This window comes from Flavobacterium sp. B167r (assembly GCF_056824315.1).
Map to the genome: position 1 here is coordinate 82472 of NZ_CP124859.1, position 25921 is coordinate 108392.

Consider the following 25921-nt stretch of genomic DNA (forward strand, 5'->3'; position numbering starts at 1 on the left):
TAATTACTCTTCGTCCAATTTCATATTTCCACGGTCTTCCTGATTATCCGGATGTGAGTTTGGATATCGGTTTGGAGTTATATCCGAATTATGATCTTTATTCTCGACTGTTTTTTTAGCTTCGTCATCTGTGACAACTCCACGGTTTGCATTGGCATTTTTAGAATCGGTTTTTGAAATTTTAGTTTTAATATTCTCATTCTCGTTTCTCGCCCTTTCAACAATCTTTTTATCTCCGTCCTGATCTGTTACCAATTCTCTGTTTAGTTTGGCTTCTTTTAAATCCTTATCGTGCGAAACGTTTTTTCCTTTAGATTCATCTATATTTTTCTGCGTTCCGTTTATCTTTTTTGTTCCTAAATCATTATTTCCCATGACATTTATCTTTTTAGATTTTAATTATAATATTACAAATTCTAGAGGCAAAAAAATTATGACTTACACCTGCTTTTCTTTTATAATTGCCATCTGTTTTTGAATTATTATCTTTAGCTGTATACTAACAACTTGAAAAAAATGAAATCGTAAAAGCCTTAATAGGTTTTAATTTTAGGAAAGAACTATCTTTGCAAAAAATTAAAAAATGCACCGACACTTCATTCTTTTTAAACCTTACGGCTACTTAAGCCAATTTATTTATGAATTAAAAAGAAAGAAAAAGCTTTTGGGCGAATTACACGATTTTCCTGAAGGAACAATGGCAATTGGACGTTTGGATGAAGATTCTGAAGGTTTGCTTTTGTTAACAACCGACGGAAAAGTTAGCGAACAAATAAGAAGCAAAAAAGTAGACAAAGAATATTATGTTCAGGTCGATGGCGTAATTACTCCCGAGGCCATCGAACAATTGCAAAAAGGTGTCGAAATTGGTTTTGACGGCGGAAAGTATAAAACAAAACCTTGTACTGCTTTTATAGTTACCGAAATTCCTGATTTTGGACCAAGAGCCAAAAAAATTAGAGACGAACGCCACGGTCCGACTTCTTGGGCTTCTATTACTGTAAATGAAGGGAAATTTCGCCAAGTTCGAAAAATGACTGCCGCAGTTGGTTTTCCCACACTTCGTCTCGTTCGTGTTCGAATAGGAAACGTATATTTGCAAAACCTAAAAGCAGGTGAAGTACTCGAAGTTGATCAATTTGATAATTAGATAATTAGACAATGTGGCAATTAGTCAATTAGAAAATTTTCCAAACTCATAACTTATAACTCATAACTTATAACTCATAATTCATAACTCAAAAAAGATGTTAAACGTAGTTCTTGTAGAACCAGAAATACCAAATAATACTGGAAATATCGGCAGATTGTGCGTTGGTACAGAAAGCCGTCTTCATTTAATTCACCCATTCGGATTTGTAATTAACGACAAAAATCTGAAACGTTCGGGATTGGATTATTGGGTTCATCTTGATGTTACCGAATATCAAAATGCAGACGAATGGATTACACAGATTCCAGATCATTCTCGCGTATTTTTAATGAGTTCACATTCTGACAAATCATATTTGGAAAATGAATTTCAAGATGGTGACTGGCTCGTTTTTGGAAAAGAAAGCATTGGTTTAAGCAAGGAGTTTATGGAGAGATTCGAAAATCATTTAACGATTCCGATGTCGCCACTTATTCGCAGTTTTAATATTGCTAATTCGGTTGCATTTGTCGTTGGTGAAGCTAAAAGACAAATTGGATTGAAGAAATAATGTCCATCTCCTGCAAGGTTTTCAAAACCTTGTAGGTATTCTACATAAATCAATCAAAAATAATTTCAAACCTACAAGGTTTTGAAAACCTTGCAGGAAAGCGAGAATTCTAATTCACAATAAACTTCCCTTTTTCAGCATCAAAAACAATATGTTCATCTTTGAATAAATTACTGAAACTTCCGTTTGAAATTAAATTACACGGTTGATCTTGAACTATATTTTCTGGTGTCATCATAATCATTTCGTCGCTTAACTGAATCGCCAAATCGATGTCGTGTGTCGAAAATAAAATACATTTTTGAGTTTCCTGAGTCAGTTTTTTTAACAATTTGAATAATGAAACTTTATGAAGCAAATCAAGATGAGTTGTCGGTTCATCCAAAATAATTAATGGCGTATCTTGTGCCAAAGCTCGTGCAATTAATACTTTCTGCAATTGACCATCACTAATCTGAAAATGCTTTTTTGAAGCTAAATGTTCGATTTGAGTCAGACTCATTGCTTCATGAACTTTTGCAATGTCTTCATCTGATAATTTATCTACCCAATTGGTATAAGGCTGACGACCTAAAGCCACCAATTCAAAAACAGACAAATTGCTTGGAGGTAGTTTTTCGGTTAAAACTAAACTAAGATTCTGCGCCAATTCTAAAGGCTGGTAATCTGAAATCTTTTTTTCGTTCAAATAAACATTTCCCGACAATGGTTTCTGAATTCCAGTAATTGTTCTCAGTAAAGTTGACTTCCCTATTCCGTTTGCTCCTATTAAAGTGATTAGTTTTCCTGAAGCTAAATTTAGATTTAAATTCTCAGCAATGGTCGTAACACCTTTCTTGGATTTGTATCCAATGTTTAAATTTGAGGTAGTGAGAATATCTTTCATTTTTTTTTAAGATTCTAAGTTGCTAAGATACTGAGGTTCTAAGTTTTCTTTAGATAAACAAAAATCCTTTTTAATCTGTGGCTAAATAATTTTAAAAATTTCTTTTTCTAACTAAAAGCCAAATGACAACCGGCGCGCCAATTATAGAAGTAACCGCATTTATAGGAAGCGTTACGTCAAAACCTGGCATTTGAGAAACAATATCACAAAACAGCATTATAATTGATCCGAAAAATAAAGTGCTCCAAAATAAAATCGTATGATTGCTCGTCTGAAAAGTCAGTTTTGCAATATGTGGCACTGCTATACCAATAAAAGCTATTGGTCCAGCGAAGGCAGTAATTGCCCCAGATAATATACTGGTCGCAAATATGATTATTAATCTTGATAGCTTAAAATTCAGTCCTAGACTTTTGGCATAATTTTCTCCAAGAAGCAAGGCATTTAGAGGTTTTATGCTTTTGGCACTCAAAAGCAAACCAATTACAACACAAAATGTCAAAATTACAATGTTCGCCCACGAAAGATTTCCTAGATTTCCCATCGACCAAAAAGTAAATTTCTGAAGCTGTTCTGCTGTACTAAAATAACTCAAAACACTAACAATTGATGTTGTAAAACTTCCGAACATTAAACCAATAATAAGAATTGCCATTGTATCGCGTAATTTCTGCGAAACCCATAAAACTAGAAACAAAACTAATATACTCCCTAGTGTAGATGCCAAAACAATTCCGTAAGACGATAAAGCTATTACACTTAAAAATGGAGGCAGAAATCCTGCTCCTAAAATCACAAAAGCAACACCAAGACTTGCTCCAGAACTTAATCCTAAAACATCAGGGCCTGCAAGTGGATTTCGAAACAAAGTCTGCATTAAAAGTCCGCTTATTGAAAGACCTGTTCCAACTAAAACTGCCGTAATTGCTTTTGGCAAACGATAATTAATGATAATATATTCCCAAGTTGATTTTGCCGCATGACCGCCAGTTAAACTCGCAAAAACATCTTTTAGCGGAATTGTAACCGATCCTAAACTAATGCTGGCAAAAAACATTAATAAAAGACCTAAAGCCAAAACAACAAATAAAATGGTATTTCGTGTTTTACTTACCAAAATTAATTCAGTTTAGAAGCAAAAGTAAATTCGTAGCTCGTCAATAAATCAGGGTGAAAAATCTTGATATAATCTTTCAATACCAAATCTGGACGGCTTGGCGCTAATTCATAATAAACCGTTCCGCCTGTTGCCCCAACTTTACCTTCAAAATTGTAAACAGTTTTATTTTTAAAAGCATCAAATTCAGCATAATGCGGATTTGCTTTTTGCAATTCCTCCAAACTTTTAAAAGATCCCGAAGCAATCCAAACATTTGCATCTTTGGCTTTATCCAAAACTTTTTCAAAAGACAAACCTTCGCTTCCAGTTCCTTTCAAATCGGCCCATAAATAATTAGATTGCGCATCTTTCATAAACTCTGCAACCCAGCTATTTCCTTTTGCAACATACCAAACATCCTCATACATAGAACCATATAGAACTTTTGAAGTTGCAGGTTTATCCTTAACCAGTTTTTTTGCCTGATTGTAGCTTTCTACAATTTTATCAAACAATTCTTTTGCTTTTTCTTCTTTTCCGAATAAAGCGCCGTAAAGTTTAATCCATTCTGCTTTTCCTAGCGGAGACTGCTCCATCCAATCGCCTTGAATCAGGACATTTAAACCGCTTTTCTTAAGATTATCCAGCATTGGATTATTGTTGTCAACACCAAATGTTACAATCAACTCTGGAGATAATTCTATTAATTGTTCGATGTTCAATTTCTCGTTTTGTCCAACGTTTTTCACAGAACCTTTATCAATTAACGCTCTGGTTTTTTCTGAAGAAATGTAATCGGTATGCGGAAATCCAACCAATTTATTCTCAACTTCTAACATTTCTAAAAAAGGGATATTCGTTGTTGAGGTCACGACAATACTTTCAAGAGGAACTTTTATAGAGATATATTTATTTAAACTATCTGGAATTTGTGCGTCTTTTTCTTTCAAAATATAAGTAAATTTACCCTTAGCATTTGGCCACGGATTGCTTACATTTACAACCGAATAACCTTCGTTTTTCACAATCGAAAGTCCAGATGCAAATTCAATACTTTCTTTTGTGGGGTTGGCTTTTGCAGGATCTTGCGCTTCATTTTTTTTACATCCAATTAGGATAAGTAGTATAAAAACGACTGGTAATTTATGGAAAATATATTTCATATTTTATGTTTAGTGTGCACACAAAGGTAAATCAATTTCTATTTTTTTTATTTACCTTTATTCGTACAAATTTAAACAAATAGCCTTTTATTTGATGAATGTACCAAAAACAAAAATCTGCTCCAGTTGTGAAACCGCTTTTTTATGTGGCGACACTTCACCTGAAAATAAGTGCTGGTGTAATGATTACCCACCTATTTTCAATCTTTCTGACGGAGGCGATTGCCTTTGTCCTGAGTGTTTTAAGGAGGCTTGCGAAGATAAAATTGATGCTTATGTCGAAACCGTAACTCCCAAAAAGGCTCTTAATAATAAAGCTATGTTTTTGCCTAAAAATGATAATTTAATTGAAGGAATCGACTATTATCTCGAAAATGGAAATTATGTTTTTAAAACTTGGTTTCATTTAAAAAGAGGAACTTGCTGCGGAAATAACTGTCGCCATTGCCCTTATTAAAGTTATGAATTATAAATTATGAGTTATGAGTGTGACTCCTAATTAAATTTATAAATTGCCAAACAAAACTCATAATTCATAACTTATAACTAAATAAAATGCTTTATTTAATCACTGGCGGCGAACGTTCTGGAAAAAGCGGGTACGCTCAGAAACTAGCTTTAGAACTTTCCGACTCTCCTTTATATGTTGCAACTGCCCGAAAATGGGATGATGATTTTCAAAATAGAATCGATCGTCATCAAAAGGAAAGAGACGAACATTGGACCAATATCGAAAAAGAGAAATATTTAAGTGAAATAGATTTTTCTGGGAAAACGGCCTTAATCGACTGTGTAACACTTTGGCTGACTAATTTTTTCATCGATACTAAAAACGATGTAGAACTAAGTTTGGAAGAAGCAAAAAAAGAATTCCTCGCTATTGCTAAACATGAAAATGCAAATATAATTATTGTAACAAATGAAATCGGAATGGGCATTCATGCAGAAACTCATATCGGAAGAAAATTTGTAGAACTACAAGGCTGGATGAATCAATTTCTTGCTGCAAATGCCGATCAAGTTGTATTGATGGTTTCTGGAATTCCAGTAAAAATCAAAGGTTAAATTCCAATATAAAAATTCCAAATTCCAAAGCTATGCTTTATCTTTACTAGAATAATTCCATTTTTGGATTTGGAATTTGGAGTTTAAAAAAATTGGAATTTAAAAAATGAGCCATTTAGACGATATATTAAAATCCCGCCGAGATACACGACATTTTACAGCTGATGAAGTTCCAGATGAAGTAATTCAAAAAGCTTTACAGGCTGGACATTGGGCACCTTCTGTTGGATTAACCGATGCTACACGATATTTTCTAATTAAATCAGACGAGGTTAAAACGTCTATTAAAAAGCTTTTTTTAGATTACAATAAAAAAGCCGAAGAACTTACCGACAATCCTGAACAGAAAGAACTTTACAGATCCCTAAAACTTGAAGCAATCGAAGAAGCTCCAATCGGACTCATCATTGCTTATGATCGTTCGGTTCTGAATCAGTTTACGATTGGAACAATTGGCAGTAATGAAGCCGTAAAATTCAGCACGGTTTGTGCAGCTCAGAATATCTGGCTTTCGCTTACAGAACAAGGCTACGGAATGGGCTGGGTTTCGATTTTAAATTATTATCAGTTTAAAAAAATCCTCGATTTACCCGAAAATATAGAACCGCTAGGTTATTTCTGCATCGGAAAACCAGCGACCAATTATAACAATCAGCCAATGTTACAGCAATTGCATTGGAAACAAAAATCGGAAGCTCCTATTTGTTCTGAAATCAAAGAAATTCATCAAATAAAGGTTCCTGATTTTGATTTAAAATCGGAAAACAAAATCGAGAACAAATCTGATTTCAATACACTTTTACAAGAAAAAATAGATTCCAAAACAAAACCTGTTGGTTCTTTAGGAACGCTAGAATCTTTGGCTTTTCAAATGGCAACGGTTTTTGAAACTTTGAATCCGAAAATTGAAAAACCTAATATTGTTGTTTTTGCAGCCGATCACGGAATTGCAAATCATGGCGTAAGCGATTATCCTCAAGATGTTACACGCCAAATGGTCAATAATTTTCTGGATGGCGGTGCTGCTATAAACGTTTTCTGCAAACAAAACGATATTGAATTGTCTATTGTCGATTCTGGCGTGAATTATGATTTTCCAACAAATGCTAAATTAATCGATGCTAAAATTGCGAAAGGAACTCAATCTTTTTTGCATGTTCCTGCCATGAGCGAATCTGAAGTTCAGCTATGTCTGGATAAAGGAAAATCGATTGTTCAAAATATCGCAAAATCAGGCTCAAATTGTATTGGTTTTGGCGAAATGGGAATTGGAAATACTTCAACTGCTTCTGTTTTAATGAGTGTTTTAACCGGTTTTCCTATTAAAGAATGCATCGGAAAAGGAACTGGTGTTGAAAACGAAAAACTACTTCTAAAACAAAACTTACTCAAAAAAGCAATCGATAATTATTCCGGTCAAGCCGAATTAATGTCACAACTTTCTCATTTTGGAGGTTTTGAAATTCTCCAAATGTCTGGTGCAATGCTTGAAGCTTTCGATAACAAAATGCTGATTCTCGTTGATGGTTTTATTTGTACAGTTGCTTATTTAATTGCATTCAAAATAAATCCGAACATCAAACAAAATGCTGTTTTCTGTCATTGCTCTGCCGAGAAAGCGCATTCAGAATTATTGAAATATCTTGGAGCAAAACCTGTTTTAAATTTAGATTTGCGCTTAGGAGAAGGCACTGGCTGCGCTGTTGCTTTTCCTATTTTAAAATCGGCTGAAGTTTTTTTAAATGAAATGGCTAGTTTTGAAAGCGCGGGAGTGAGTCGTAAATAGTTTTCAGTCGCAATCTCAGTTGACAGTCTAATTCGATAAAATCAAATTATCAATATTTTAAATGAAAAAAGAGCTACACATTTTCTTTACCTGTTTAATGTTTTACACTAGAATTCCATGTCCAAAAAACATTACACACCATCCCGATTATTTAAATAAAGCCACAAGATATTTCCCTTTTATTGGCTGGATTGTTGGGAGTATTTCATTTTTAGCTTTTTATCTTTTTTCATTTTTTCTTTCTATAGAAATTGCTGTAATATTAGCAATTATTGCTTCGATTTTAACTACAGGAGCTTTTCATGAAGACGGATTTGCAGATGTCTGCGATGGTTTTGGTGGAGGTTGGACAAAAGAAAAAATCTTAATGATTATGAAAGACAGTGCCATTGGCGCTTATGGAGCAATCGGATTGGTTTTACTTTTTTTATTGAAATTCAAATTGCTTTCAGAGAACATTTTACTTTTTACTGATAACATTTTTCTCGTTTTCCTCTTATTTATTTCTGCTCATTCTTTAACTCGTTTGGCTGCAATCAGCATTATTTTTACTCATGAGTATTCTCGTGAAGATGCTTCGAGCAAAAGCAAACCAATTGCAAAACAACATACTTGGAAAGAAGTTTTTGGTTCTTTCTTTTTTGGTTTAATTCCGTTAATTGCTTTTTCTTATTTCGATTTGAAATTTCTTCTTGCTGTAATTCCTGTTTTTGTAACGAGATATTTTCTAGCGCGTTATTTTCAAAAATGGATACACGGTTACACTGGAGATTGTCTTGGCGCTACACAGCAAGTTTGCGAAGTTGTATTTTACTTAAGCATTTTATTTTTATGGAAATTTATCTAGTTCGCCACACCGAAACTATCTGCGAAAAAGGAATTTGTTACGGGCAATCTGATGTAAATATTGCCGAACCTTTTGATGAAGTTTTTACCGAAATCATTTCGGAGTTACCTTCAGAGGCAGTTATTTTTTCTAGTCCGTTAAAGCGTTGTGTCCTTTTAGCAAAACACATTCAAGAAAATATTAAAAACATTTCTTATCAGGAAGACGAGCGTTTAAAAGAAATGAATTTTGGCGATTGGGAATTGAAAACTTGGAATGAAATTCCGCCAGAAGAACTCAATCCCTGGATGGAAGATTTTGTGAATATCAAAGCTACAAATGGAGAATCTTTTATCGAATTACACGAAAGAGTGGGGCATTTTTTATCTGAAATCCTTTCAAAAATAAATCAGCCAATCGTAATTGTAGCCCATGCCGGAATCATCAGAAGTATTTTATGCCATCAAAGTTCACTTCCATTAAAAGATGCTTTCAATAATAAAGTCGATTTCGGAGAAGTTATAAAAATCGATTTTTAATGCAAATTATTTATAATTTTTCATGAAACATAAAACAAATTTGAATAATCAACATTTTTAACTTTATCTTTGCAGCAAATTAAGGTTGTGTTTTTAATTTAAAAAATACATTAAAAGGGAATCAAGTAAAATTCTTGAGCTGTACCCGCAACTGTAAGCTAAGTTCGAAAAGAATGCTTTCTGTTAACTACGACCACTGTTCGCCGCGACGAATGGGAAGGTAAACAGCAAGACGCAAGCCAGGAGACCTGCCTTTGTAACAATTATCAAGCTCTCGGGAAAAAGAGTGAAGAAAATTATGACTTTAAAACGACTTATTACTTTTTGTTTATTTGTGATGTGCCAGATTATTTCAGCGCAGAGCGATTCTATTAATAGTCTTAAAGAGGTTTTTGTTTCAGACAAAAATTTAAAAACTTACTCAACTTCACAGTCTGTTTTAAAGCTAAATGATTCTATAATCAATAAAAATGAGGCGCTTTTAACCGATTTATTGAATTTTAATTCGACTTTATATTTTAAGGAATACGGACGCGGAATGCTTTCTACGGTTTCTTTCAGAGGAACAACTTCTTCTCAAACAGCAGTTATTTGGAATGGAATAAACATTAATTCTCAAATGAATGGAAGTACCGATTTTAATACGATTTCGGGTTCCGATTATAATTCAATAAGTGTAAAAGCTGGCGGTGGAAGTGTCATTTACGGAAGCGGAGCAGTTGGAGGAACTGTGCACTTAAATAACGATTTGTTATTTTTTAATCGTTTTGAGAATAATTTAAGACTAGATTACGGTAGTTTTAATACAATTGGGATTAATTATAAAACTTCTATTTCCAATAAAAAATGGAGCGCCCAGATTGGTTTGTCAAAAAACAGCTCGACAAATGATTATAAATATTTAAATCGATATACTTGGAGAGGCGAGCAAAGATGGAACCAAAATGGTCAATATGATATAATTACGTTGAGTGCCAATGCTGGATATAAATTCAACGAAAATCATATTTTAAAACTGTACAGCCAGACTTCAAACACCGACCGCAATACTTCGCTGGTTACAGAATCTGAAACAAAAAGTAAATATGTAAACGGTTTCCATAGAAATTTATTGGAATATGACGGAAGTTTCGGCAAGTTGAAAACCAATTTCAAAACCGCTTACATTTTCGAAAACTATCAATATTTTGCCGATAATGCTTTAAAAAATTATTCGTACGGAAAAACCGAAAACTTGATTACAAAGCTTGATGTTGATTATCATTTATTTAAATCGACACATGTAAACGGAATTGTAGATTATAGCAGAACAAATGGGTACGGAACTAGTTTTGGAAACCATATTCGCGAAATCAGTTCTGCGGCTTTATTGATTAGACAAGATTTTGGCGCTAATTGGAAAAACGAATTAGGCGTTAGAAAAGAATTTACAGATAATTACAAATCGCCTGTTTTATTCAATTTAGGGTCTTCTTATAAATTCAACGATTGGTACAATTTAAAACTGAATGTTTCCAGAAACTTTAGAATTCCAACCTACAATGATTTGTATTGGGATGAAGGAGGAAATCCAAATTTAAAACCTGAAAGTTCTTATCAGGGAGAAATTGGAAATGTCTTTACATTCAAAAACCTGACTTGGACGCAGAATTTTTATTACATGAAAATTACTGATATGTTACAATGGGTTCCCGGCGCAAACGGGATTTGGACTCCGCAAAATCAAGACAAAGTAATTAGTTATGGAACAGAAACCATGCTGGGCTGGAAAAAAAGTTATGGCAAAAACATTTTTGCTGTAAATGCCACTTACGCCTATACGGTTTCGCAAGATGAAGAAACTAAAAATCAGATCTTTTTTGTTCCGTTTCATAAAGCTACAGGATCGGTTTCATATTCTCGAAACAAGATGAGCGCTTATTATCAAGTTCTGTATAACGGATTTGTTTATACGAGAGCTGATAATAATCCTGATGAAATCATTAATGATTATACGATTTCTAACATCGGAATCGATTATGACCTTAAATTTTTAGATTCGTTTAAAGTAGGTTTTCAAGTTTTAAACCTTTTTAATAAAGACTACGAAAGTCTTGAAAACAGACCGATGCCAGGTCGCAATTTCAATGTGTATTTAACCTTAAAATTTTAATATATGAAGTTTAGTAAATTACTCTTAATAGCGCTAAGCATTTCGTTATTTGCTTCTTGTTCAAATGATGATAACGATGGCCCGAAAGGTGCTTACGACAATGGTTTTTTTATTTTGAATGAAGGAAGTTCAGATGCTGGAACGGTATCATTTTCTAGTAATGATTTTAGCATTTTCACAAAAGATGCTTATAAAGCAGAAAATGGAACTGATATACTTGGAAAATTTGTTCAAAATATCTTTTTTGAAGGAGACAAAGCTTATATCATCGCAGGCGGATCAAACGTAATAAGCATTGTAAACCGTTATACTTTTAAGCTAATCGCTAAAGTTGACAGCGGATTGGCTAACCCAAGATATGGTGTTGTGAAAGACGGTAAAGCTTATGTAACGAATGCAAATTCATACGATTCTGTTACAGACGATTATATTGCTGTAATCAACTTGGCAACAAATGTTGTTGAATCTAAAATTACATTAAACACAACTGGAAATAGAATCGTAGAAGAAAGCGGAAAATTATACATTACAGATCCTATGGGGAGTGACAAACTTTCTATTTACAATATCTCTACAAAAACTTTAGAAGATCCAATAACAATTGGTTCTGGTTCAGATTCTATTGAAGAAGAAAACGGAACTCTTTTTATCTTACGTCCTTCTTATACAGAAAGCAGCGAAATTATAAAAGTTAAAATCTCTGACAAATCAGTTTCTAGAATTGAAATTCCAGAATCTCAAGGGGTTGCTGGATATTTAGACATCGAAAATAACCAAGTTTATTATACAGTAGGAAACGCTGTATATTCTATTGCTACTGCTGCAACAACTGCTGCTGCTAACCCGCTTTTCACTGCTACTTCAGATCTTGGATATCTTTATGGATTTGCAGTAAAAGACAACCGCGTTTTCCTTTCAGATGGTGGAAACTTTAAAACAGACAGTAAAGCATATATTTATAACTTCAGCGGAAGTTTATTAAAAGAATTAACTGTTGGTGTAGGTCCAAACGGATTCTACTTTAACGATTAATTTTACCTTTAGAATTAGTTTTTGTTTTTTTTTGGAAAAAAAGGCTTTCAGAAATGAAAGCCTTTTATATTTAAGAATATTTTGTTTTAAAACTTTTTAGGAGCATTTTCAAAATACATTCCGTGTCTTAATCCGTTTAAGATTTTTGAATCTGTCAAATAAGGATGTTCCGGTTCAGAATCATTAAGAATTCTTTTAGCAGAAGAACCCGTAATCTTTGAAATAGCAAGATTAAGAAGTGGCTCAGTAGTTTCTCCTAAAACACCATAATCATCTAAATATTCCCTCTGCAGAAAAGTTGGTTGCAAACCTTGAGCATAATCTCCAAAACCTACAGAATTTGAGATTTTGAAAACCAAAGGCTGCATCGCATATTTATGATTTGGATTGATTCCTTTTTTAGTAAACAAAGTCTCAGAATCATAAATTGTATACGAACCTACATTTTTACCTGTAGTCGTTTCTCCAATCTGAACTACATTTATATATGGTTTTAATCCATTAATAACCAATTCGCTAGCAGATGCTGTACTAGCAGTTGCAATGATATAAACAGTATTTAAGTTTAAGCTGTTCAAAGCTTTCCCATCAACATTATCTACAAATTTGTAGTTCAAACTTTCTAAATCATCGGCAGTCATATCTTTCATCCACTTTGCATTAAACTGTGTTTTTGCAAAAATCTCATTATTATTAAAGTTTCCTTTAATCATACTGGCAAGTTTTACCGCTGAAGACACTGCTCCTCCTCCATTATAACGAAGATCTAAAACTAAATCTGTTACTCCTTGCGTTTTAAAATCTCCAAAAGCTTGATTTAATTTATCGTCGTAACTTGAATAAAAACCATTATACATTAAATAACCAATTTTATGGCTTCCAGAAGAAATCACTTTACTAATAAAAATAGGATTTTCTTCTAAAACCGTTTTAGTCAAGTCAACCGATTTTCCATTTAAATTATAATTACCTCCGTTATAATCTGCAAAGTTTAATGTATAGCTGTCTTTACCGAATAATAATTGTTGATAATTTGAAACAGTCAGTTTTATGCCATCTACACTTGTGAATAAATCACCGCGTTTAATTGCTTTAGTAGAAGCATCTGAATTTGGAATAATGTATCTCACAAAACCAACCACATCATTCGATCCTGAAGCTACACGGCTCAGTCTAAAATCGACACCGTTATTTTTTGTAACGCCACCTAATTCCTGCTCTAAAACAGTATAATCTTCAACAATCCAGCTGAAACGATCAATTGCATCACCGTTAGGATATTTGCTTTCTGGCTTATTCAATAAATCTTCAAATAAGTCTTCGGGATGAGAATATCCTCTTAAAAATTGATTAAAATCTGGCTGCAGATTACGCCCATCGGCTAGATTTGGCACATCTTGCTGCCATAAGTATACTTCATTTAATCCTCTCCAGATAAAATTATTAATCTGCAAATCTGCTGGAGCTGCAACATCATCTTGATCTTCGCAAGACTGAAAAGAAAAAGCGAATAAAAAGAGAAAAACAATACTCTTTAAAGTTGTTTTCATATCGTGTAGGTTATCTATATTCTGAATAAACGTAAAAGTAGTATCTTTAGTTTTAGCTTCGTTAATAAAGCAGTATTTTTTTTACATAAAAAATATTTTCTTTTTTGTTGTAACAAATATAATTGTGCCTCGTCTTGAATATATAAGCTAACGATTAACCATCAGATTAATGAACCAAGTTGTATTTATAGAATTAATAAATCCTTTTAAAGACAAAGTTTTTCGTCTGGCAAAAAGATTGCTTACAAGTACTGAAGAGGCAGAAGATGCTACTCAGGAAGTAATGGTAAAATTGTGGAACAAAAAAGAGAACCTGCAAAGTTATAATAGCGTAGAAGCATTGGCGATGACCATGACCAAAAATTATTGTCTCGATCAGCTGAAGTCTAAAAGAGCTAGCAATCTGCAAATTGTTCATAATAATTTCACTGATCGGCAGCCGCAATTGGATAAAAAACTAGAAGATCAAGATAGCTTAGAGTGGGTTGAAAAAATTATAAATGAAATGCCTGAACAAATGCAATTATTAATTCAGCTTCGGGATGTTGAACAATATGAATTTGAAGAAATAGCCAAAATCGTAAATATGAACGAAACGGCAATACGAGTGGCGCTTTCGAGAGCGAGAAAAAAAATTAGAGAATCAATGACAAATACACACCTTTATGGAACTAAATAAAATAGAAGATATATTAGAAAAATACTTTCAGGGAGAAACTTCTATTGCTGAGGAAAATCAATTAAAAGAATATTTTTCTTCACCGAATGTTGCGCAGCATTTGGAGCAATACAAACCTATGTTTGGATATTTCTCTCAAGCAAAAGAACAAAAATCAACGTATGAAATTCCACTACAATCTAAGAAACGTAACATAGCGTGGTTATCGATTGCGGCATCAGTTGTTGTTTTGCTGGGAATTGGAACCTACTTTTTTATGAGCGAGCAAAAAGAAGCAACTGCAGTGGCTTCTCAAACAGAATTAGGAACCTACGATAATCCCGAAGAAGCTTTAAAAGCAACTCAAAAGGCTTTGGCTTTATTATCAAACAATGTTAATGTTGGTATTGAAAGTGTACAATACATTAACGAATATGAACAATCAAAAAACAAGATTTTTAAACAGTAATTAATTCAAATAAACAAAATGAAAAATTTCATCATAACTTTAGTTTTCGCATTCGTTACAAACGTTTTTTATGCACAAGGTGCGTTTGACAAATTTGATGGTCAAGACGATGTAACTTCTGTAATTGTAAATAAAAAAATGTTCGATTTAATGAGCAAAGTAAAAGTTGATGCTTCTGATAAAGAAACGCAACAATATATTGCTTTAATCAAAAAATTAGATTACTTAAAAGTATTTACAACTAAAAATCCAAAAGTCGAAGCTGACATGAAAGCTTCTGCGGATAAATACATTAAAACTGCTGGTTTAGAAGAATTGATGCGAGTAAACGATAGCGGCAAAAATGTTCGCATAATGGTAAAATCTGGCGCAAGCGATACGCAAATCAAAGAATTACTAATGTTTGTTGACGGTGCAAAAAACGACGAAACGGTTTTATTATCTTTAACGGGTAACTTCGATTTAAACGAAATCTCAGTATTGACAGATAAAATGCAACTTCCTGGAGGAACAGACTTAAAAAAAGCTTCTAAAGGCAAAAAATAACCATGAGAACAAATATTTTCATCTTAGCACTTATAGCCGCACTAACTTTAGGAGGCTGTAATTCTGAACCAACACTGCAAAAATATTTTGTTGAGAATTCGGAGAAAAAAGATTTTATTAGTTTGGATGTTTCACCAAACATTCTGAACGTTGACAAAGCAAATTTATCAGCCGAACAAAATGAAGCTCTAAATTCGTTTGACAAAATGAACATTCTAGCTTTTAAAGCCGATCAAAAGAATCAAGCGGAGTTTGAGACAGAAAGAAACAAAGTAAAAGCCATATTAAAAGATCCGAAATACCAGGAATTAATGAAAATCGGTTCTGGCAAAGACGGCGCCGCTGTAAGCTATGTTGGAAGTGATGAGAATATTAAAGAGTTTGTCATTTTTGCTAATAGAAAAGAAAACGGCTTTGCTGTAGTTCGAGTTCTGGGCGAAAACATGAATCCAAACAACATTATGACTTTAATGTCTGTTTTACAAAAATCTAAAATAGATATGGAACAGCTAAAACCTCTAGAACAATTACTTAAAAAATAATACAATCTTACTTTTCAATCAAGAAAGCTCCAATAAAAATTGGAGCTTTTTTTTATAACATCAACTAAGATTATACTTATTAATTTATTTGGGTTTTCATTTTGCTATTAATCAAATTTAATTACATTTACGAACTGAGATCACCAAAATCTCAAAAATCTAATTTAACCAAAACAATATGATACAAAAAACATCAAATGCCTTTATTGCGGCATCTTGGGTAGCTCTTGGAGCAGGAACAATCGGTTTTATCGTTGGACTTACAAGAGCTGAAATGTTATTAAATGAAAAAGGATACTATTTTACCGTTTTAATGTTCGGTCTATTTGCTGTAGTTTCTTTACAAAAAAGTGTAAGAGATAAACTTGAAAATCTTCCAGTGACAGATATTTATTACGGAATCTGCTGGTTCGGAACATTGCTTTCAATTGTACTTTTAGTTGTAGGATTATGGAATGCTACAATTTTGCCAAGCGAAAAAGGTTTCTACGCATTTGCTTTTTTATTAGCATTGTTTGGAGCTATTTCAGTTCAAAAAAATACCAGAGACAACATGAACTTTGGTCAAGGAGAGTAACATCAAATTGATCTAAAAATAAAAAAAGCTCCAATTTTCATTGGAGCTTTTTTATTTAATTAAACTCCCTCTTTTCTATTAAGAAAAAGCGTTTTTAGTTATTTACAAAAATAAACTCATATTAATAGTTAAAAAAATAAATATTTACTTATAAAATATTCAACCCTATTAATAAATGTATGAATTTATTTATTATTTTTAACACAATTTCAAATCCAATTGCATATTAACTAAAACCGTTTAATTATGAAAAGAAAATTACTATTACTCTTAATTTTTAGTATCAATTCGTATGTTTTTAGTCAGGGAGCCTGTGGAACTCCAGCACCTCTTTCTTCATCCGCAGCAAAGAAAACATATACTGCTTCAGAATTAGCAACTGCACAAAGCGCTTCCTATTGTATAAATGTCTTTTTTCATATTGTAACAGATAATTCTGGAAATGGCGGAATACAAATAAGTCAATTATCTGGTATAATCAATAATTTAAATCAATACTATAATACCCACAACATTTATTTTGTTAATGCTGGTTATGATTTTATTGCAAGTACAAACTATCAACAAATAGGTAACAAAAATGAAGCAGTAAGCCTTGCTCAAACTAATAATCGATCAAATGCTATAAATTATTACATCGTAGATGCCCTTTGGGATTCAATAGCAGGAACTGCAATTAGCATCCCTTCAAACAGATTGGTAATTAGAAAAGATTATGTATTATCTACAATTTCCTCACATGAAATGGGGCACTGTTTAGATTTACTGCATACATTTGAAGGAACGCACCCTAATAGTGAAGGAGGATGTGCTGAAGCCATTAATGGCTCAAATTGCAATTATTGTGGAGATTTGGTTTGTGACACGCCTGCTGATGACGGCTATCAAAATACAAATGGATACAGTCCCGACTTAACAAATATAATGTCATATTATTTACCAGCAGACCATTTCACTACAAATCAGGGCTTGAGAATGAAAAGCGCTATAGCTACTAAGCAAATTTTATCAAACACTTTAAGTAGTAGCTGTGCTATACCAAGTCTTACAGGCAGTACTAAATTCTGCAGTAATACAACTGGGAGCACTTATACATTGCAAAACGGAGGAAGTTCTGTAAGTTGGCAAGTTTCACCTAATTTACAAATTCTATCTTCAAATACTAGTAGCGTAACGGTAAAACCAGCTAATTCTTGGGTACTTAGTGAAGCTGGATATATTGATACTGTACTTCCATATCAAACAATAAGGGATAGCGTATGGATAGGCGTGCCTTATATAAATTACAACAGTAATGAAGATTTCACAATGTGTCGTGATGACAGCAGCACAGAAAACAACTTTTTTAGAGCCACCATCAAAGGTGGAGATAGCACAACAACTTGGGAAGTAGAGAGCATAACAGACAATCATTACGCTACTATGCAAGGTGATGAAATTCTTATTAGCCTAAATTGGGCTCCACCATTTAATTATATTGCTTTTAAAGTTAGAGCAAGTAACAGTTGCGGTTTTTCAGAATGGCTTCAATACTATGTTGTTGTAATAAGTTCTTGCCAAACTGGAGGGTCAAATAGTTTTACAGTATATCCTAATCCAGTTTCTTCAACGTTAAATATTCAGGAAAATCAGGAATCATCGCAGCAAAGAAAAACAAGCAGTGAGATCTTAGAATTAAAACTGTATGACAATTCCGGAGCCCTTAAAAAAGAAGCAATTACAAGCGATGGATCAGAACTCGACATGTCAAATTTAAGAAAAGGATATTACTTTTTACAAATTATAAAAGATGGACATTTAGAGACCCATAAAATCATTAAAAACTAAAAAAAATCTAAATCTCCTTTTATGGATTTGAAAGACTATAAAAAAAGCTCCAATTTACATTGGAGCTTTTCTTTTATAATAAAATCTGAGATTACTTACTCAAATACATTTTTCTTCTAGAGTACAATTCGTAGAATTGATCGTCTTTTAAGTCATCAATAAACAAGATGCTTTCTCCTGTTGACTTCATTTCTGGCCCTAGTGCTTTATTCACATTTGGGAATTTACTGAAAGAGAAAACTGGTTGCTTGATTGCATAACCGTTTAATTGTGGGTTGAAATCAAAATCTGTTACTTTATTGTGACCTAACATTACTTTAGTAGCGTAGTTTACATAAGGTTCTCCGTAAGCTTTTGCAATAAACGGAACCGTTCTAGAAGCTCTTGGGTTTGCCTCAATAATGTAAACCGTATCATCTTTAATCGCAAACTGAATGTTTATCAAACCTACAGTTTTTAAAGCTCTCGCAATTTTGTGCGTGTGATCTTTAATTTGTTGCATTACAAATTCTCCTAAGTTGAAAGGAGGCAATGTCGCATTACTATCTCCAGAGTGAACTCCACAAGGCTCGATGTGCTCCATAATTCCGATGATGTAAACATTTCCATCAGCGTCACAAATTGCATCAGCTTCAGCTTCGATTGCTCCAGCTAAGTAGTGATCTAATAATAATTTATTTCCTGGAATTGCTTTCAACAAATCGATAACGTGCTCTTCAAGCTCTTTTTTGTTGATCACAATCTTCATTCCCTGACCTCCTAATACATAAGAAGGACGAATTAAAAGTGGAAAATCTAAAGTGTCAGCTAATTTTGAAGCTTCGTCAGCCGTTTCAGCGATTCCGAATCTCGGGAAAGGAATATGTAATTCAGTCAATAAGTCAGAGAAACGTCCTCTATCTTCTGCTAAATCAAGTGCGTCAAAACTAGTTCCGATGATTTTTACACCGTATTTAGAAAGTTTATCAGCCAATTTTAAAGCTGTTTGTCCACCTAACTGAACGATTACACCTTCTGGTTTTTCGTGTTGGATGATATCATAAATATGCTCCCAGAAAACTGGTTCAAAGTATAATTTATCAGCCGTATCAAAGTCTGTAGAAACCGTTTCAGGATTACAGTTAATCATGATCGTTTCGTAACCGCATTCTTTTGCCGCTAAAACTCCATGTACACAAGAGTAATCAAACTCGATTCCTTGTCCGATTCTGTTTGGTCCAGAACCTAAAACAATCACTTTCTTTTTATCTGTTACGATACTTTCGTTATCTACAAAACGTTCTCCATTTGCTTTTTCAATTTCAGCTTCGAAAGTTGAGTAGTAATAAGGAGTCTGCGCTTTAAATTCAGCCGCACAAGTATCTACCAATTTAAACACACGGTTGATTTTTTGTTCCATACGTAAAGTGTGAACTTCACTTTCTAAACAATTCATCATGTGTGCCAATTGTCTGTCAGCAAAACCTTTTTGTTTCGCCTCAAGCAATAATTCTTTAGGAAGATCAGAAACTTTGTAGTTTGAAATTTCTTTTTCTAAAGTATAAAGCTCTTCGTATTGTTTTAAGAACCACATATCGATTCTTGTAATTTCGTGAATTGTGCTCAACGGAATTCCCATTGCAATTGCATCGTAAATTACGAAAACACGATCCCAGCTTGCGTGAGTCAGTTTATCGATGATCAATTCGTAATCATTATATCCTTTTCCGTCAGCACCTAAACCATTTCTTTTGATTTCTAAAGATTGAGTTGCTTTATGAAGTGCCTCTTGAAAAGAACGGCCGATTCCCATAACCTCACCTACAGATTTCATCTGAAGTCCTAAAGTTCTGTCTGAACCTTCAAATTTATCGAAGTTCCAACGTGGTATTTTTACGATTACGTAATCTAAAGTTGGTTCAAAAAGAGCCGAAGTAGATTTAGTAATTTGGTTTTGCAATTCATCTAAATTGTATCCTAAAGCTAGTTTAGAAGCAATTTTTGCAATTGGATATCCAGTTGCTTTTGATGCTAAAGCAGAAGAACGAGATACACGAGGGTTAATTTCGATTGCTACGATATCTTCTTTTTCGTCAGGCGAAACCGCAAATTGTACATTACATCCTCCCGCAAAGTTTCCGATGCTTCTCATCATTAAGATAGCGTAGTCACGTAATTTTTGGAAAGTTGTATCTGATAACGTCATTGCTGGCGCTACTGTAATCGAATCTCCAGTGTGGATTCCCATTGGGTCCATGTTTTCGATAGAACAGATAATTACAACATTGTCATTTTTATCTCTCAAAAGCTCTAACTCATATTCTTTCCATCCCATTAAAGCTTTATCAATTAAAACTTCGTGAATTGGAGAAGCTTCAAGTCCGCGAGTTAAAAGCTCATCAAAATCTTCTTTTTTGTAAACCACAGCTGCTCCAGTTCCTCCAAGTGTAAACGAAGGACGAATTACAAGAGGAAAACCAAACTCCTGAGCAATTTCTTTTCCTTCTAAGTAAGAAGTCGCCGTTTTTGCCGGTGCAGTCGGTACATTTATTTTCTGTAAAAGCTGTTTAAACTGCTCTCTGTCCTCAGTAATATTAATTGCATTAACATCAACACCGATTAATCTTACTCCGAAATCCTGCCAAATTCCTTTTTCATCTGCTTCCAGACACAAGTTCAAAGCAGTTTGCCCTCCCATTGTTGGTAAAACAGCATCGATTTGCGGATGTTCCTTAAGAATTTCAATAATCGATTTTGTCGTCAAAGGTTTCAAATAAACATGATCGGCCATAGATGGGTCGGTCATAATTGTCGCTGGATTCGAGTTAATCAAGATAACCTCAATTCCTTCTTCACGAATCGAACGAGCAGATTGAGATCCTGCATAATCAAATTCGCAAGCCTGGCCAATAACAATAGGTCCTGAACCTATAATTAAAACTGATTTTATTGATGTGTCTTTAGGCATTTTTGTATGTATTGTGTAGTTATAAAAGTATTTTAAAAAACTATTCTAGTGTACTAAAAACTAGAAAGTTGAGAAAATTTTTACCGACAAGGTATAAAAAAAGGCGATACTAAAAAAGTAATCGCCTTATGTATGTTTATACAAACATTATTTTTTGTGTCTAGGTTCGCTAGAAACAGTCAATTTATGTCTTCCTTTAGCTCTTCTACGCGCTAGAACTTTTCTTCCATTCGCAGAAGCCATTCTGTCCATAAATCCGTGCTTATTTCTTCTTTTTCTTTTCGATGGTTGAAATGTTCTTTTGCTCATTGCTTTGTATCTTTAAAAATGGTATCTAATTAACTCTTATTTGGTTTTGGATATCGTTGTTCAAAAACCGAGTGCAAATATACAAAGACTTTTTTTTCTCGCAAGCACTTTTATAAAAATATTTTTAATTCCTTTTACTATATTTGCAATCACAAATTTACATTAATTATGTTTCACAAAAATATTAAACTGATTTTGGCCGGACTTCTAGTAGTGGCGGGCATTTGGCAATTTACAGAAAGCAATATCGGAAATGGAATCTTTCTTATATTATTAACTGCAATTCCAATTTTTCTTTATTTTAAAAACGAATTTATCCTTTTAGCTTTCCTTAAATTAAGAAAACAAGACTTTGCAGGGGCTAATAAATGGTTATCATATATCAAAAATCCAGAAGGTGCGTTAGTAAGAAAACAACAAGGGTACTTAAATTATTTACAAGGCATCATGTTATCTCAAACCAATATCAACCAAGCAGAAAAGCATTTCAAAAAAGCAATTGAACTTGGGCTATCAATGGATATGGATTTAGCTGTAGCTAAATTAAACCTTGCTGGAGTTGCAATGTCACGCAGAAGAAAACTTGAAGCGACTAATTTATTAAACGAAGCTAAGAAATTAGATAAACAAGGAATGCTGAAAGAGCAAATCACAATGATGAAAGAACAAATGAAGAAAATCTAAACGATTTTTAATTTTCAATTTTTAAAATCCCAAATTCTAAAAGAGTTTGGGATTTTTTAATTTTAGTTTTCTGATTTTATATTATCATTTTATGTCTTCCTGAGCGAAGTCGAAGGACACGCACGCATAGACAAGCTGAATGGATTAAGCATGAGATCCTTCGACTTCGCTCAGGAGGACAAATTTGTGGTTATTTTTTTTTTATTTTAGAGAATCTTTACGAGGCACAAATTTCACTTCTGAAATTACCATTTTATTAATTTCTCTTAAATCTATTTTTTTATTTGTTTTAAAAAACTGAAGATTGAGCTTAATCTTATCTAATGTTTCTCCAAAATGCCAAAACTGTTTAGGACCAGAAATCCCATAAATTTTGAGTTTTTTAGATTCCTTACCATTCTTTAATACAAACGCATTAGTTTCTCCATCATCAAATATTATATTTTCAAAAGTTTCTTTATTTGGAAAAACAATAGTATCCAATATGGCTTGTATTCTTTCTTTTTGATCTTTATTTAAAACCGCAAACGACGTTTCTTCTTTAATTCCGTAATTACTTACGTAGTAAAGTGTATCAGATGAATTGAATTTTAAATAATATGATTCGTGAATATTCCATTTAAAAAAAGTAAAATCAAAATCTTTCTTTGGAGATTTACATCCAACTAAAATTATAACAAAAACCAAAATGCAGATTCTCATGTTTTTTATTGAATTTCTTTGTGGAACTTTTGCGCGTATCCTTCGACTTCGCTCAGGAAGACAAAACTTTGCGGTTATTTTGGATAAATCTTTGTCAAAGTTTAAAACTTTGACAAAGATCGAAAACTTGAAACCTCAAACTTGAAATTTCAAACTTGAAACTTTTAGTCCTCCAAAATAATAGAAGGCAGATTCTCGTTCAGCCATTTATACTTATTTAAGATCATAATATGGGTTCCTCCTTTTACGATGATACATTTATCAATATACTTTATAGGAAAAACATCGTCATGATCTCCGTGAATATGGACTACATTTTCGTCAATTTGATTTCTATCCCATAGAATTACATTTTCTACAGCCCATTGCAGATAACCTAAATCACGAACAGCTAAAAATTTCTCGTATAACTTAATTCTTTTATTGACTTTTTCGCCAAAAGAAAATTTAGCTAATTTCTCGACATTAAGAATTAATTGCATCGGAATTAGTTTATAAGCTTTTGTGGTCTTCCCTATTTTCATTCTTCTCGGAAATTCCAAATTACTTCTAACACTAGATATAATAATTACTTTTCTAGCTTTTATATGTTTAGAAATTTCCTGCACTAGGATTCCGCCAAAAGAAACTCCGACCAAAACAGGATTTTCGTCTTTTATATTTTTACTAATTCGTAGTGCATAATCTGACAATGATTCTTTTGGATTTGGAATCTCCCATTCTAAAAGATGCACTTCAAAAATAGATTCATCCAATTTTATTCTTTCAAAAATAGATGAACTCGCTGCCAAACCTGGCATAAAATATACTGGAATTTTACTCATAACATTAAAACGAAATTACCATTAGGATATTTATTCTAAAAAATAAAGTTACCTTTTTTAATATCATGACAATCAAATTTTAGGCCTATTTATCAGATCTGAGCAAAAAAAACAAACTTCAAAACAATAGCTTAAAGTTTACAGCTGCAAAAAATAATTTAATATTGAAAATCAAATGATTACCTTTGTATTTCGGAGTATTCCTTGAATTAAAGCCTTATGAAGAATTTTCTTTCAAGATCATTTCGAGTCCCAAATTCACTATTTACCAATAACCTAACAAAAATTACTATGGAAACTTCTGTAATTATGGAAATCAAAGACAACACTTTTGCACGCCAATTTGAAACTGTCATCCCTGAAGGTATGTTAGCAGTTGAGTACTCATTTCAAGAAAAAAAGATCTTTTTAACCAAAATCAACAAGCCCGAGTCATACGAGAACGAGGATATAATCAATACTTTACTTAAAAATATATTAGATTTAAGTTCTGAAAAAAATTACAGAGTAGTTCCTATTCACCCGAAGATTGTTACATTTTTCAAAAAAAATCCTAGATATAAAGAATTACTTCCTCCTGGAATTAGAATCTAAAAATATCCAATAACTCGGAGCCATAATCCTCCAATTACCATATAAATTAAGAGCATAACCAAACCGGTTATAAGGCCTTTGACCCACCAGCTCTTAAGGTCAACGTAGCCGCTCCCGAAAAACACGGGTGCCGGACCATGACCATAATGAGTTAAAGTTCCGTAAAGAGATCCGACAAAACCAAGCATGAATGCTAACAACAACCCCGGAATTCCGAGCGAAACTCCAACACCAAGCAAGGCTGCGTACATTGCTGCAACGTGCGCAGTTGCACTTGCGAAAAGATAATGACTAAAGAAATACACCAATATAATAATCGGAAAAGCCATCTGCCAGCTTAATCCACCGATTTGTGCTTTTACCAAATCACTAAACCACGCTATAAAACCTAATTCGTTTAACGAACTGGCCATCATTACCAAAACAGAAAACCAGACGATGGTGTCCCACGCACCTTTTTCGGCTTTTACGTCTTCCCAAGTTAAAACTGAAGTCAAAAGTAAAATCACTAATCCGATAAAAGCAGTTGTTGTAGCATCGATAGAAAGCAAATCTCCTGTCATCCAGAGAAAAAGAAGAATAAAAAAAGTCAACAGCATCATCCATTCGTTTCTTGTAATTGCCCCCATTTCTTTTAGTTTCTGAGTTGCAATCTGTGGAGCATCGCCCGTTTTTTTTAATTCTGGAGGATAAATTTTATAAAGCACAAACGGAATCACAAAAAAAGCACACAAACCAGGAACAATCGCTGCGGCCGCCCAAGACATCCAGCTGATTTTTATACCTAAATTAAGCGCAAACTTTTGGCACATTGGGTTACTTGCCGTTCCTGTTAAAAACATAGATGAAGCAATTAAATTCATATTATAACTATTCAGAGTCAAATATGCGCCTAATTTTCTGTGCGTTTCAGGTTTGTCAGGCATTGAGCCAAAACTCATCGACATTGATTTCATAATCGGATAGACAATTCCTCCTCCTCTAGCAGTATTACTTGGAACAGCTGGCGCTAAAACCAAATCTGCCAATCCTAAACCATATGCCAGCCCTAGAGAGCTTTTTCCGAATATTTTTATGAATAAAAAAGCAATTCTATTTCCTAGGCCTGTTTTTATAAATCCCCTTGCAATGAAAAACGAAATTCCGATCAGCCAGATTACTTTATCGCCAAACCCTCTTAATGCCAGTGTGATCGATTTTCCAGGATCCCCAGGAGCCAAAACCTGAGACATTGCCGTTAAGGCAATTGCAATCATGCACATAGTTCCCATCGGAGCCGCTTTTAAGATGATTCCTAAAATAGTAGCTACGAAAATGGCAAACAAATGCCACGCTTCTGTCACAACACCTTCCGGAGCCGGAATAAACCAAATGGCAACCAAAACTGCCAGCGTAATTATAGTCTGAGGAATTTTTACTTCTTTCATAAAAAACAAAAATT

27 protein-coding genes and 1 riboswitch are annotated in these 25921 nt (G+C 33.4%); of the genes, 17 read left to right on the forward strand and 10 right to left on the reverse strand.

Annotated features, from left to right (window positions below; genetic code table 11):
- Positions 1 to 3: 3 nt before the first annotated feature.
- Complete coding sequence (locus QLQ96_RS00415) at positions 4 to 375, reverse strand: hypothetical protein (RefSeq protein WP_482493750.1); 372 nt, start codon at positions 373 to 375, stop codon at positions 4 to 6.
- A gap of 208 nt (positions 376 to 583) precedes the next feature.
- On the opposite strand from QLQ96_RS00415, the gene QLQ96_RS00420 reads away from it, so the two are divergent.
- Complete coding sequence (locus tag QLQ96_RS00420; RefSeq protein ID WP_482493752.1) at positions 584 to 1150, forward strand: pseudouridine synthase; 567 nt, start codon at positions 584 to 586, stop codon at positions 1148 to 1150.
- A 97-nt stretch (positions 1151 to 1247) separates the two neighbouring features.
- A complete protein-coding gene (locus tag QLQ96_RS00425; protein WP_482493754.1) occupies positions 1248 to 1703 on the forward strand; it encodes a tRNA (cytidine(34)-2'-O)-methyltransferase in 456 nt (151 codons plus the stop codon).
- 109 nt (positions 1704 to 1812) lie between these two features.
- On the opposite strand, the gene QLQ96_RS00430 is transcribed toward QLQ96_RS00425, so the two are convergent.
- From QLQ96_RS00430 to QLQ96_RS00440, 3 genes are all read right to left on the reverse strand, one after another.
- Entirely contained in the window at positions 1813 to 2589 is a 777-nt protein-coding gene (locus QLQ96_RS00430; protein WP_482493755.1) for an ABC transporter ATP-binding protein, read from the reverse strand.
- A gap of 91 nt (positions 2590 to 2680) precedes the next feature.
- The gene (locus QLQ96_RS00435; RefSeq protein ID WP_482493757.1) at positions 2681 to 3706 is read right to left on the reverse strand and encodes a FecCD family ABC transporter permease; all 1026 of its coding nucleotides are present in this window, start codon (positions 3704 to 3706) and stop codon (positions 2681 to 2683) included.
- 2 nt (positions 3707 to 3708) lie between these two features.
- Positions 3709 to 4851, reverse strand: a complete 1143-nt coding sequence (locus tag QLQ96_RS00440) for an ABC transporter substrate-binding protein (protein WP_482493759.1) — start codon at positions 4849 to 4851, stop codon at positions 3709 to 3711.
- 94 nt (positions 4852 to 4945) lie between these two features.
- On the opposite strand from QLQ96_RS00440, the gene QLQ96_RS00445 reads away from it, so the two are divergent.
- The 7 genes from QLQ96_RS00445 to QLQ96_RS00475 all read left to right on the forward strand — a co-directional run bounded on the left by QLQ96_RS00445 (position 4946) and on the right by QLQ96_RS00475 (position 12251).
- Complete coding sequence (locus QLQ96_RS00445) at positions 4946 to 5308, forward strand: C1orf53 family protein (protein WP_482493761.1); 363 nt, start codon at positions 4946 to 4948, stop codon at positions 5306 to 5308.
- Between the two features lie 98 nt (positions 5309 to 5406).
- Positions 5407 to 5916: a bifunctional adenosylcobinamide kinase/adenosylcobinamide-phosphate guanylyltransferase gene (gene cobU / locus QLQ96_RS00450; protein ID WP_482493763.1), complete on the forward strand. Its 510-nt coding sequence runs from the start codon at positions 5407 to 5409 to the stop codon at positions 5914 to 5916.
- Positions 5917 to 6022: 106 nt separating this feature from the next.
- Positions 6023 to 7702 carry a nicotinate-nucleotide--dimethylbenzimidazole phosphoribosyltransferase gene (gene cobT / locus QLQ96_RS00455; protein ID WP_482493767.1) on the forward strand — a complete coding sequence of 560 codons (1680 nt, stop codon included), beginning with the start codon at positions 6023 to 6025 and terminating at the stop codon, positions 7700 to 7702.
- 61 nt (positions 7703 to 7763) lie between these two features.
- The gene (locus tag QLQ96_RS00460; RefSeq protein WP_482493769.1) at positions 7764 to 8549 is read left to right on the forward strand and encodes an adenosylcobinamide-GDP ribazoletransferase; all 786 of its coding nucleotides are present in this window, start codon (positions 7764 to 7766) and stop codon (positions 8547 to 8549) included.
- Positions 8534 to 9067, forward strand: coding sequence for an alpha-ribazole phosphatase (cobC, locus tag QLQ96_RS00465; RefSeq protein ID WP_482493772.1), 534 nt, complete (start codon positions 8534 to 8536; stop codon positions 9065 to 9067). The genes QLQ96_RS00460 and cobC overlap by 16 nt, the downstream gene beginning before the upstream one ends.
- Positions 9068 to 9132: 65 nt before the next feature.
- A riboswitch (cobalamin riboswitch) is annotated at positions 9133 to 9337 on the forward strand.
- 28 nt (positions 9338 to 9365) lie between these two features.
- Positions 9366 to 11219 carry a TonB-dependent receptor plug domain-containing protein gene (locus QLQ96_RS00470; protein ID WP_482493773.1) on the forward strand — a complete coding sequence of 618 codons (1854 nt, stop codon included), beginning with the start codon at positions 9366 to 9368 and terminating at the stop codon, positions 11217 to 11219.
- Positions 11220 to 11222: 3 nt separating this feature from the next.
- Positions 11223 to 12251, forward strand: a complete 1029-nt coding sequence (locus tag QLQ96_RS00475; protein ID WP_482493774.1) for a YncE family protein — start codon at positions 11223 to 11225, stop codon at positions 12249 to 12251.
- An 86-nt stretch (positions 12252 to 12337) separates the two neighbouring features.
- Here QLQ96_RS00475 and QLQ96_RS00480 read toward each other — a convergent pair whose 3' ends face one another.
- Positions 12338 to 13801, reverse strand: coding sequence for a S41 family peptidase (locus tag QLQ96_RS00480; protein ID WP_482493775.1), 1464 nt, complete (start codon positions 13799 to 13801; stop codon positions 12338 to 12340).
- A 169-nt stretch (positions 13802 to 13970) separates the two neighbouring features.
- Between QLQ96_RS00480 and QLQ96_RS00485 the strand changes: the two genes are divergently transcribed.
- From QLQ96_RS00485 to QLQ96_RS00510, 6 genes are all read left to right on the forward strand, one after another.
- Positions 13971 to 14480, forward strand: coding sequence for an RNA polymerase sigma factor (locus QLQ96_RS00485; protein ID WP_308068871.1), 510 nt, complete (start codon positions 13971 to 13973; stop codon positions 14478 to 14480).
- A complete protein-coding gene (locus tag QLQ96_RS00490; RefSeq protein WP_482493777.1) occupies positions 14467 to 14928 on the forward strand; it encodes a hypothetical protein in 462 nt (153 codons plus the stop codon). Before QLQ96_RS00485 ends, QLQ96_RS00490 begins: the two co-directional genes overlap by 14 nt.
- Before the next feature lie 18 nt (positions 14929 to 14946).
- Positions 14947 to 15474: a DUF4252 domain-containing protein gene (locus QLQ96_RS00495; RefSeq protein WP_482493779.1), complete on the forward strand. Its 528-nt coding sequence runs from the start codon at positions 14947 to 14949 to the stop codon at positions 15472 to 15474.
- Between the two features lie 2 nt (positions 15475 to 15476).
- Positions 15477 to 16016 carry a DUF4252 domain-containing protein gene (locus QLQ96_RS00500; RefSeq protein ID WP_482493780.1) on the forward strand — a complete coding sequence of 180 codons (540 nt, stop codon included), beginning with the start codon at positions 15477 to 15479 and terminating at the stop codon, positions 16014 to 16016.
- Positions 16017 to 16194: 178 nt separating this feature from the next.
- Positions 16195 to 16593, forward strand: a complete 399-nt coding sequence (gene yiaA, locus QLQ96_RS00505) for an inner membrane protein YiaA (RefSeq protein ID WP_379692813.1) — start codon at positions 16195 to 16197, stop codon at positions 16591 to 16593.
- A gap of 246 nt (positions 16594 to 16839) precedes the next feature.
- Positions 16840 to 18420 carry a zinc-dependent metalloprotease gene (locus tag QLQ96_RS00510; protein ID WP_482493782.1) on the forward strand — a complete coding sequence of 527 codons (1581 nt, stop codon included), beginning with the start codon at positions 16840 to 16842 and terminating at the stop codon, positions 18418 to 18420.
- Between the two features lie 91 nt (positions 18421 to 18511).
- On the opposite strand, the gene carB is transcribed toward QLQ96_RS00510, so the two are convergent.
- Complete coding sequence (gene carB, locus QLQ96_RS00515) at positions 18512 to 21367, reverse strand: carbamoyl-phosphate synthase large subunit (RefSeq protein ID WP_482493784.1); 2856 nt, start codon at positions 21365 to 21367, stop codon at positions 18512 to 18514.
- A gap of 147 nt (positions 21368 to 21514) precedes the next feature.
- Positions 21515 to 21676, reverse strand: a complete 162-nt coding sequence (gene rpmH / locus QLQ96_RS00520) for a 50S ribosomal protein L34 (RefSeq protein WP_008464848.1) — start codon at positions 21674 to 21676, stop codon at positions 21515 to 21517.
- Between the two features lie 168 nt (positions 21677 to 21844).
- Here rpmH and QLQ96_RS00525 point away from each other — a divergent pair, with 168 nt between their 5' ends.
- Positions 21845 to 22360 carry a DUF2892 domain-containing protein gene (locus tag QLQ96_RS00525; protein ID WP_198858193.1) on the forward strand — a complete coding sequence of 172 codons (516 nt, stop codon included), beginning with the start codon at positions 21845 to 21847 and terminating at the stop codon, positions 22358 to 22360.
- A gap of 201 nt (positions 22361 to 22561) precedes the next feature.
- Here QLQ96_RS00525 and QLQ96_RS00530 read toward each other — a convergent pair whose 3' ends face one another.
- Together QLQ96_RS00530 and QLQ96_RS00535 are read right to left on the reverse strand one after the other, a co-directional pair.
- Entirely contained in the window at positions 22562 to 23062 is a 501-nt protein-coding gene (locus QLQ96_RS00530) for a hypothetical protein (protein ID WP_482493786.1), read from the reverse strand.
- Between the two features lie 164 nt (positions 23063 to 23226).
- Complete coding sequence (locus QLQ96_RS00535; RefSeq protein ID WP_482493788.1) at positions 23227 to 23886, reverse strand: alpha/beta hydrolase family protein; 660 nt, start codon at positions 23884 to 23886, stop codon at positions 23227 to 23229.
- Positions 23887 to 24195: 309 nt separating this feature from the next.
- Between QLQ96_RS00535 and QLQ96_RS00540 the strand changes: the two genes are divergently transcribed.
- Positions 24196 to 24480 (forward strand): GNAT family N-acetyltransferase, encoded by a 285-nt coding sequence (locus QLQ96_RS00540; RefSeq protein ID WP_482496899.1) that lies wholly within the window; start codon positions 24196 to 24198, stop codon positions 24478 to 24480.
- On the opposite strand, the gene QLQ96_RS00545 is transcribed toward QLQ96_RS00540, so the two are convergent.
- The gene (locus QLQ96_RS00545) at positions 24477 to 25907 is read right to left on the reverse strand and encodes an anion permease (RefSeq protein WP_482493790.1); all 1431 of its coding nucleotides are present in this window, start codon (positions 25905 to 25907) and stop codon (positions 24477 to 24479) included. The two genes, QLQ96_RS00540 and QLQ96_RS00545, sit on opposite strands and share 4 nt — an antisense overlap.
- Positions 25908 to 25921: the final 14 nt, after the last annotated feature.

Excerpts from the sequence above, each read along its gene's own strand:
- QLQ96_RS00475 (WP_482493774.1), top strand. The coding sequence starts at position 11,223 with ATGAAGTTTAGTAAATTACTCTTAATAGCGCTAAGCATTTCGTTATTT.
- QLQ96_RS00430 (WP_482493755.1), bottom strand. The coding sequence starts at position 2,589 with ATGAAAGATATTCTCACTACCTCAAATTTAAACATTGGATACAAATCC.
- QLQ96_RS00440 (WP_482493759.1), bottom strand. The coding sequence starts at position 4,851 with ATGAAATATATTTTCCATAAATTACCAGTCGTTTTTATACTACTTATC.
- QLQ96_RS00495 (WP_482493779.1), top strand. The coding sequence starts at position 14,947 with ATGAAAAATTTCATCATAACTTTAGTTTTCGCATTCGTTACAAACGTT.
- QLQ96_RS00535 (WP_482493788.1), bottom strand. The coding sequence starts at position 23,886 with ATGAGTAAAATTCCAGTATATTTTATGCCAGGTTTGGCAGCGAGTTCA.
- QLQ96_RS00420 (WP_482493752.1), top strand. The coding sequence starts at position 584 with ATGCACCGACACTTCATTCTTTTTAAACCTTACGGCTACTTAAGCCAA.
- cobC (WP_482493772.1), top strand. The coding sequence starts at position 8,534 with ATGGAAATTTATCTAGTTCGCCACACCGAAACTATCTGCGAAAAAGGA.
- QLQ96_RS00540 (WP_482496899.1), top strand. The coding sequence starts at position 24,196 with ATGGAAATCAAAGACAACACTTTTGCACGCCAATTTGAAACTGTCATC.
- carB (WP_482493784.1), bottom strand. The coding sequence starts at position 21,367 with ATGCCTAAAGACACATCAATAAAATCAGTTTTAATTATAGGTTCAGGA.
- QLQ96_RS00470 (WP_482493773.1), top strand. The coding sequence starts at position 9,366 with ATGACTTTAAAACGACTTATTACTTTTTGTTTATTTGTGATGTGCCAG.
- yiaA (WP_379692813.1), top strand. The coding sequence starts at position 16,195 with ATGATACAAAAAACATCAAATGCCTTTATTGCGGCATCTTGGGTAGCT.
- QLQ96_RS00490 (WP_482493777.1), top strand. The coding sequence starts at position 14,467 with ATGGAACTAAATAAAATAGAAGATATATTAGAAAAATACTTTCAGGGA.
- cobU (WP_482493763.1), top strand. The coding sequence starts at position 5,407 with ATGCTTTATTTAATCACTGGCGGCGAACGTTCTGGAAAAAGCGGGTAC.
- cobT (WP_482493767.1), top strand. The coding sequence starts at position 6,023 with ATGAGCCATTTAGACGATATATTAAAATCCCGCCGAGATACACGACAT.
- QLQ96_RS00500 (WP_482493780.1), top strand. The coding sequence starts at position 15,477 with ATGAGAACAAATATTTTCATCTTAGCACTTATAGCCGCACTAACTTTA.
- QLQ96_RS00425 (WP_482493754.1), top strand. The coding sequence starts at position 1,248 with ATGTTAAACGTAGTTCTTGTAGAACCAGAAATACCAAATAATACTGGA.
- QLQ96_RS00485 (WP_308068871.1), top strand. The coding sequence starts at position 13,971 with ATGAACCAAGTTGTATTTATAGAATTAATAAATCCTTTTAAAGACAAA.
- QLQ96_RS00460 (WP_482493769.1), top strand. The coding sequence starts at position 7,764 with ATGAAAAAAGAGCTACACATTTTCTTTACCTGTTTAATGTTTTACACT.
- QLQ96_RS00525 (WP_198858193.1), top strand. The coding sequence starts at position 21,845 with ATGTTTCACAAAAATATTAAACTGATTTTGGCCGGACTTCTAGTAGTG.
- rpmH (WP_008464848.1), bottom strand. The coding sequence starts at position 21,676 with ATGAGCAAAAGAACATTTCAACCATCGAAAAGAAAAAGAAGAAATAAG.
- QLQ96_RS00530 (WP_482493786.1), bottom strand. The coding sequence starts at position 23,062 with ATGAGAATCTGCATTTTGGTTTTTGTTATAATTTTAGTTGGATGTAAA.
- QLQ96_RS00510 (WP_482493782.1), top strand. The coding sequence starts at position 16,840 with ATGAAAAGAAAATTACTATTACTCTTAATTTTTAGTATCAATTCGTAT.
- QLQ96_RS00480 (WP_482493775.1), bottom strand. The coding sequence starts at position 13,801 with ATGAAAACAACTTTAAAGAGTATTGTTTTTCTCTTTTTATTCGCTTTT.
- QLQ96_RS00545 (WP_482493790.1), bottom strand. The coding sequence starts at position 25,907 with ATGAAAGAAGTAAAAATTCCTCAGACTATAATTACGCTGGCAGTTTTG.
- QLQ96_RS00445 (WP_482493761.1), top strand. The coding sequence starts at position 4,946 with ATGAATGTACCAAAAACAAAAATCTGCTCCAGTTGTGAAACCGCTTTT.
- QLQ96_RS00415 (WP_482493750.1), bottom strand. The coding sequence starts at position 375 with ATGGGAAATAATGATTTAGGAACAAAAAAGATAAACGGAACGCAGAAA.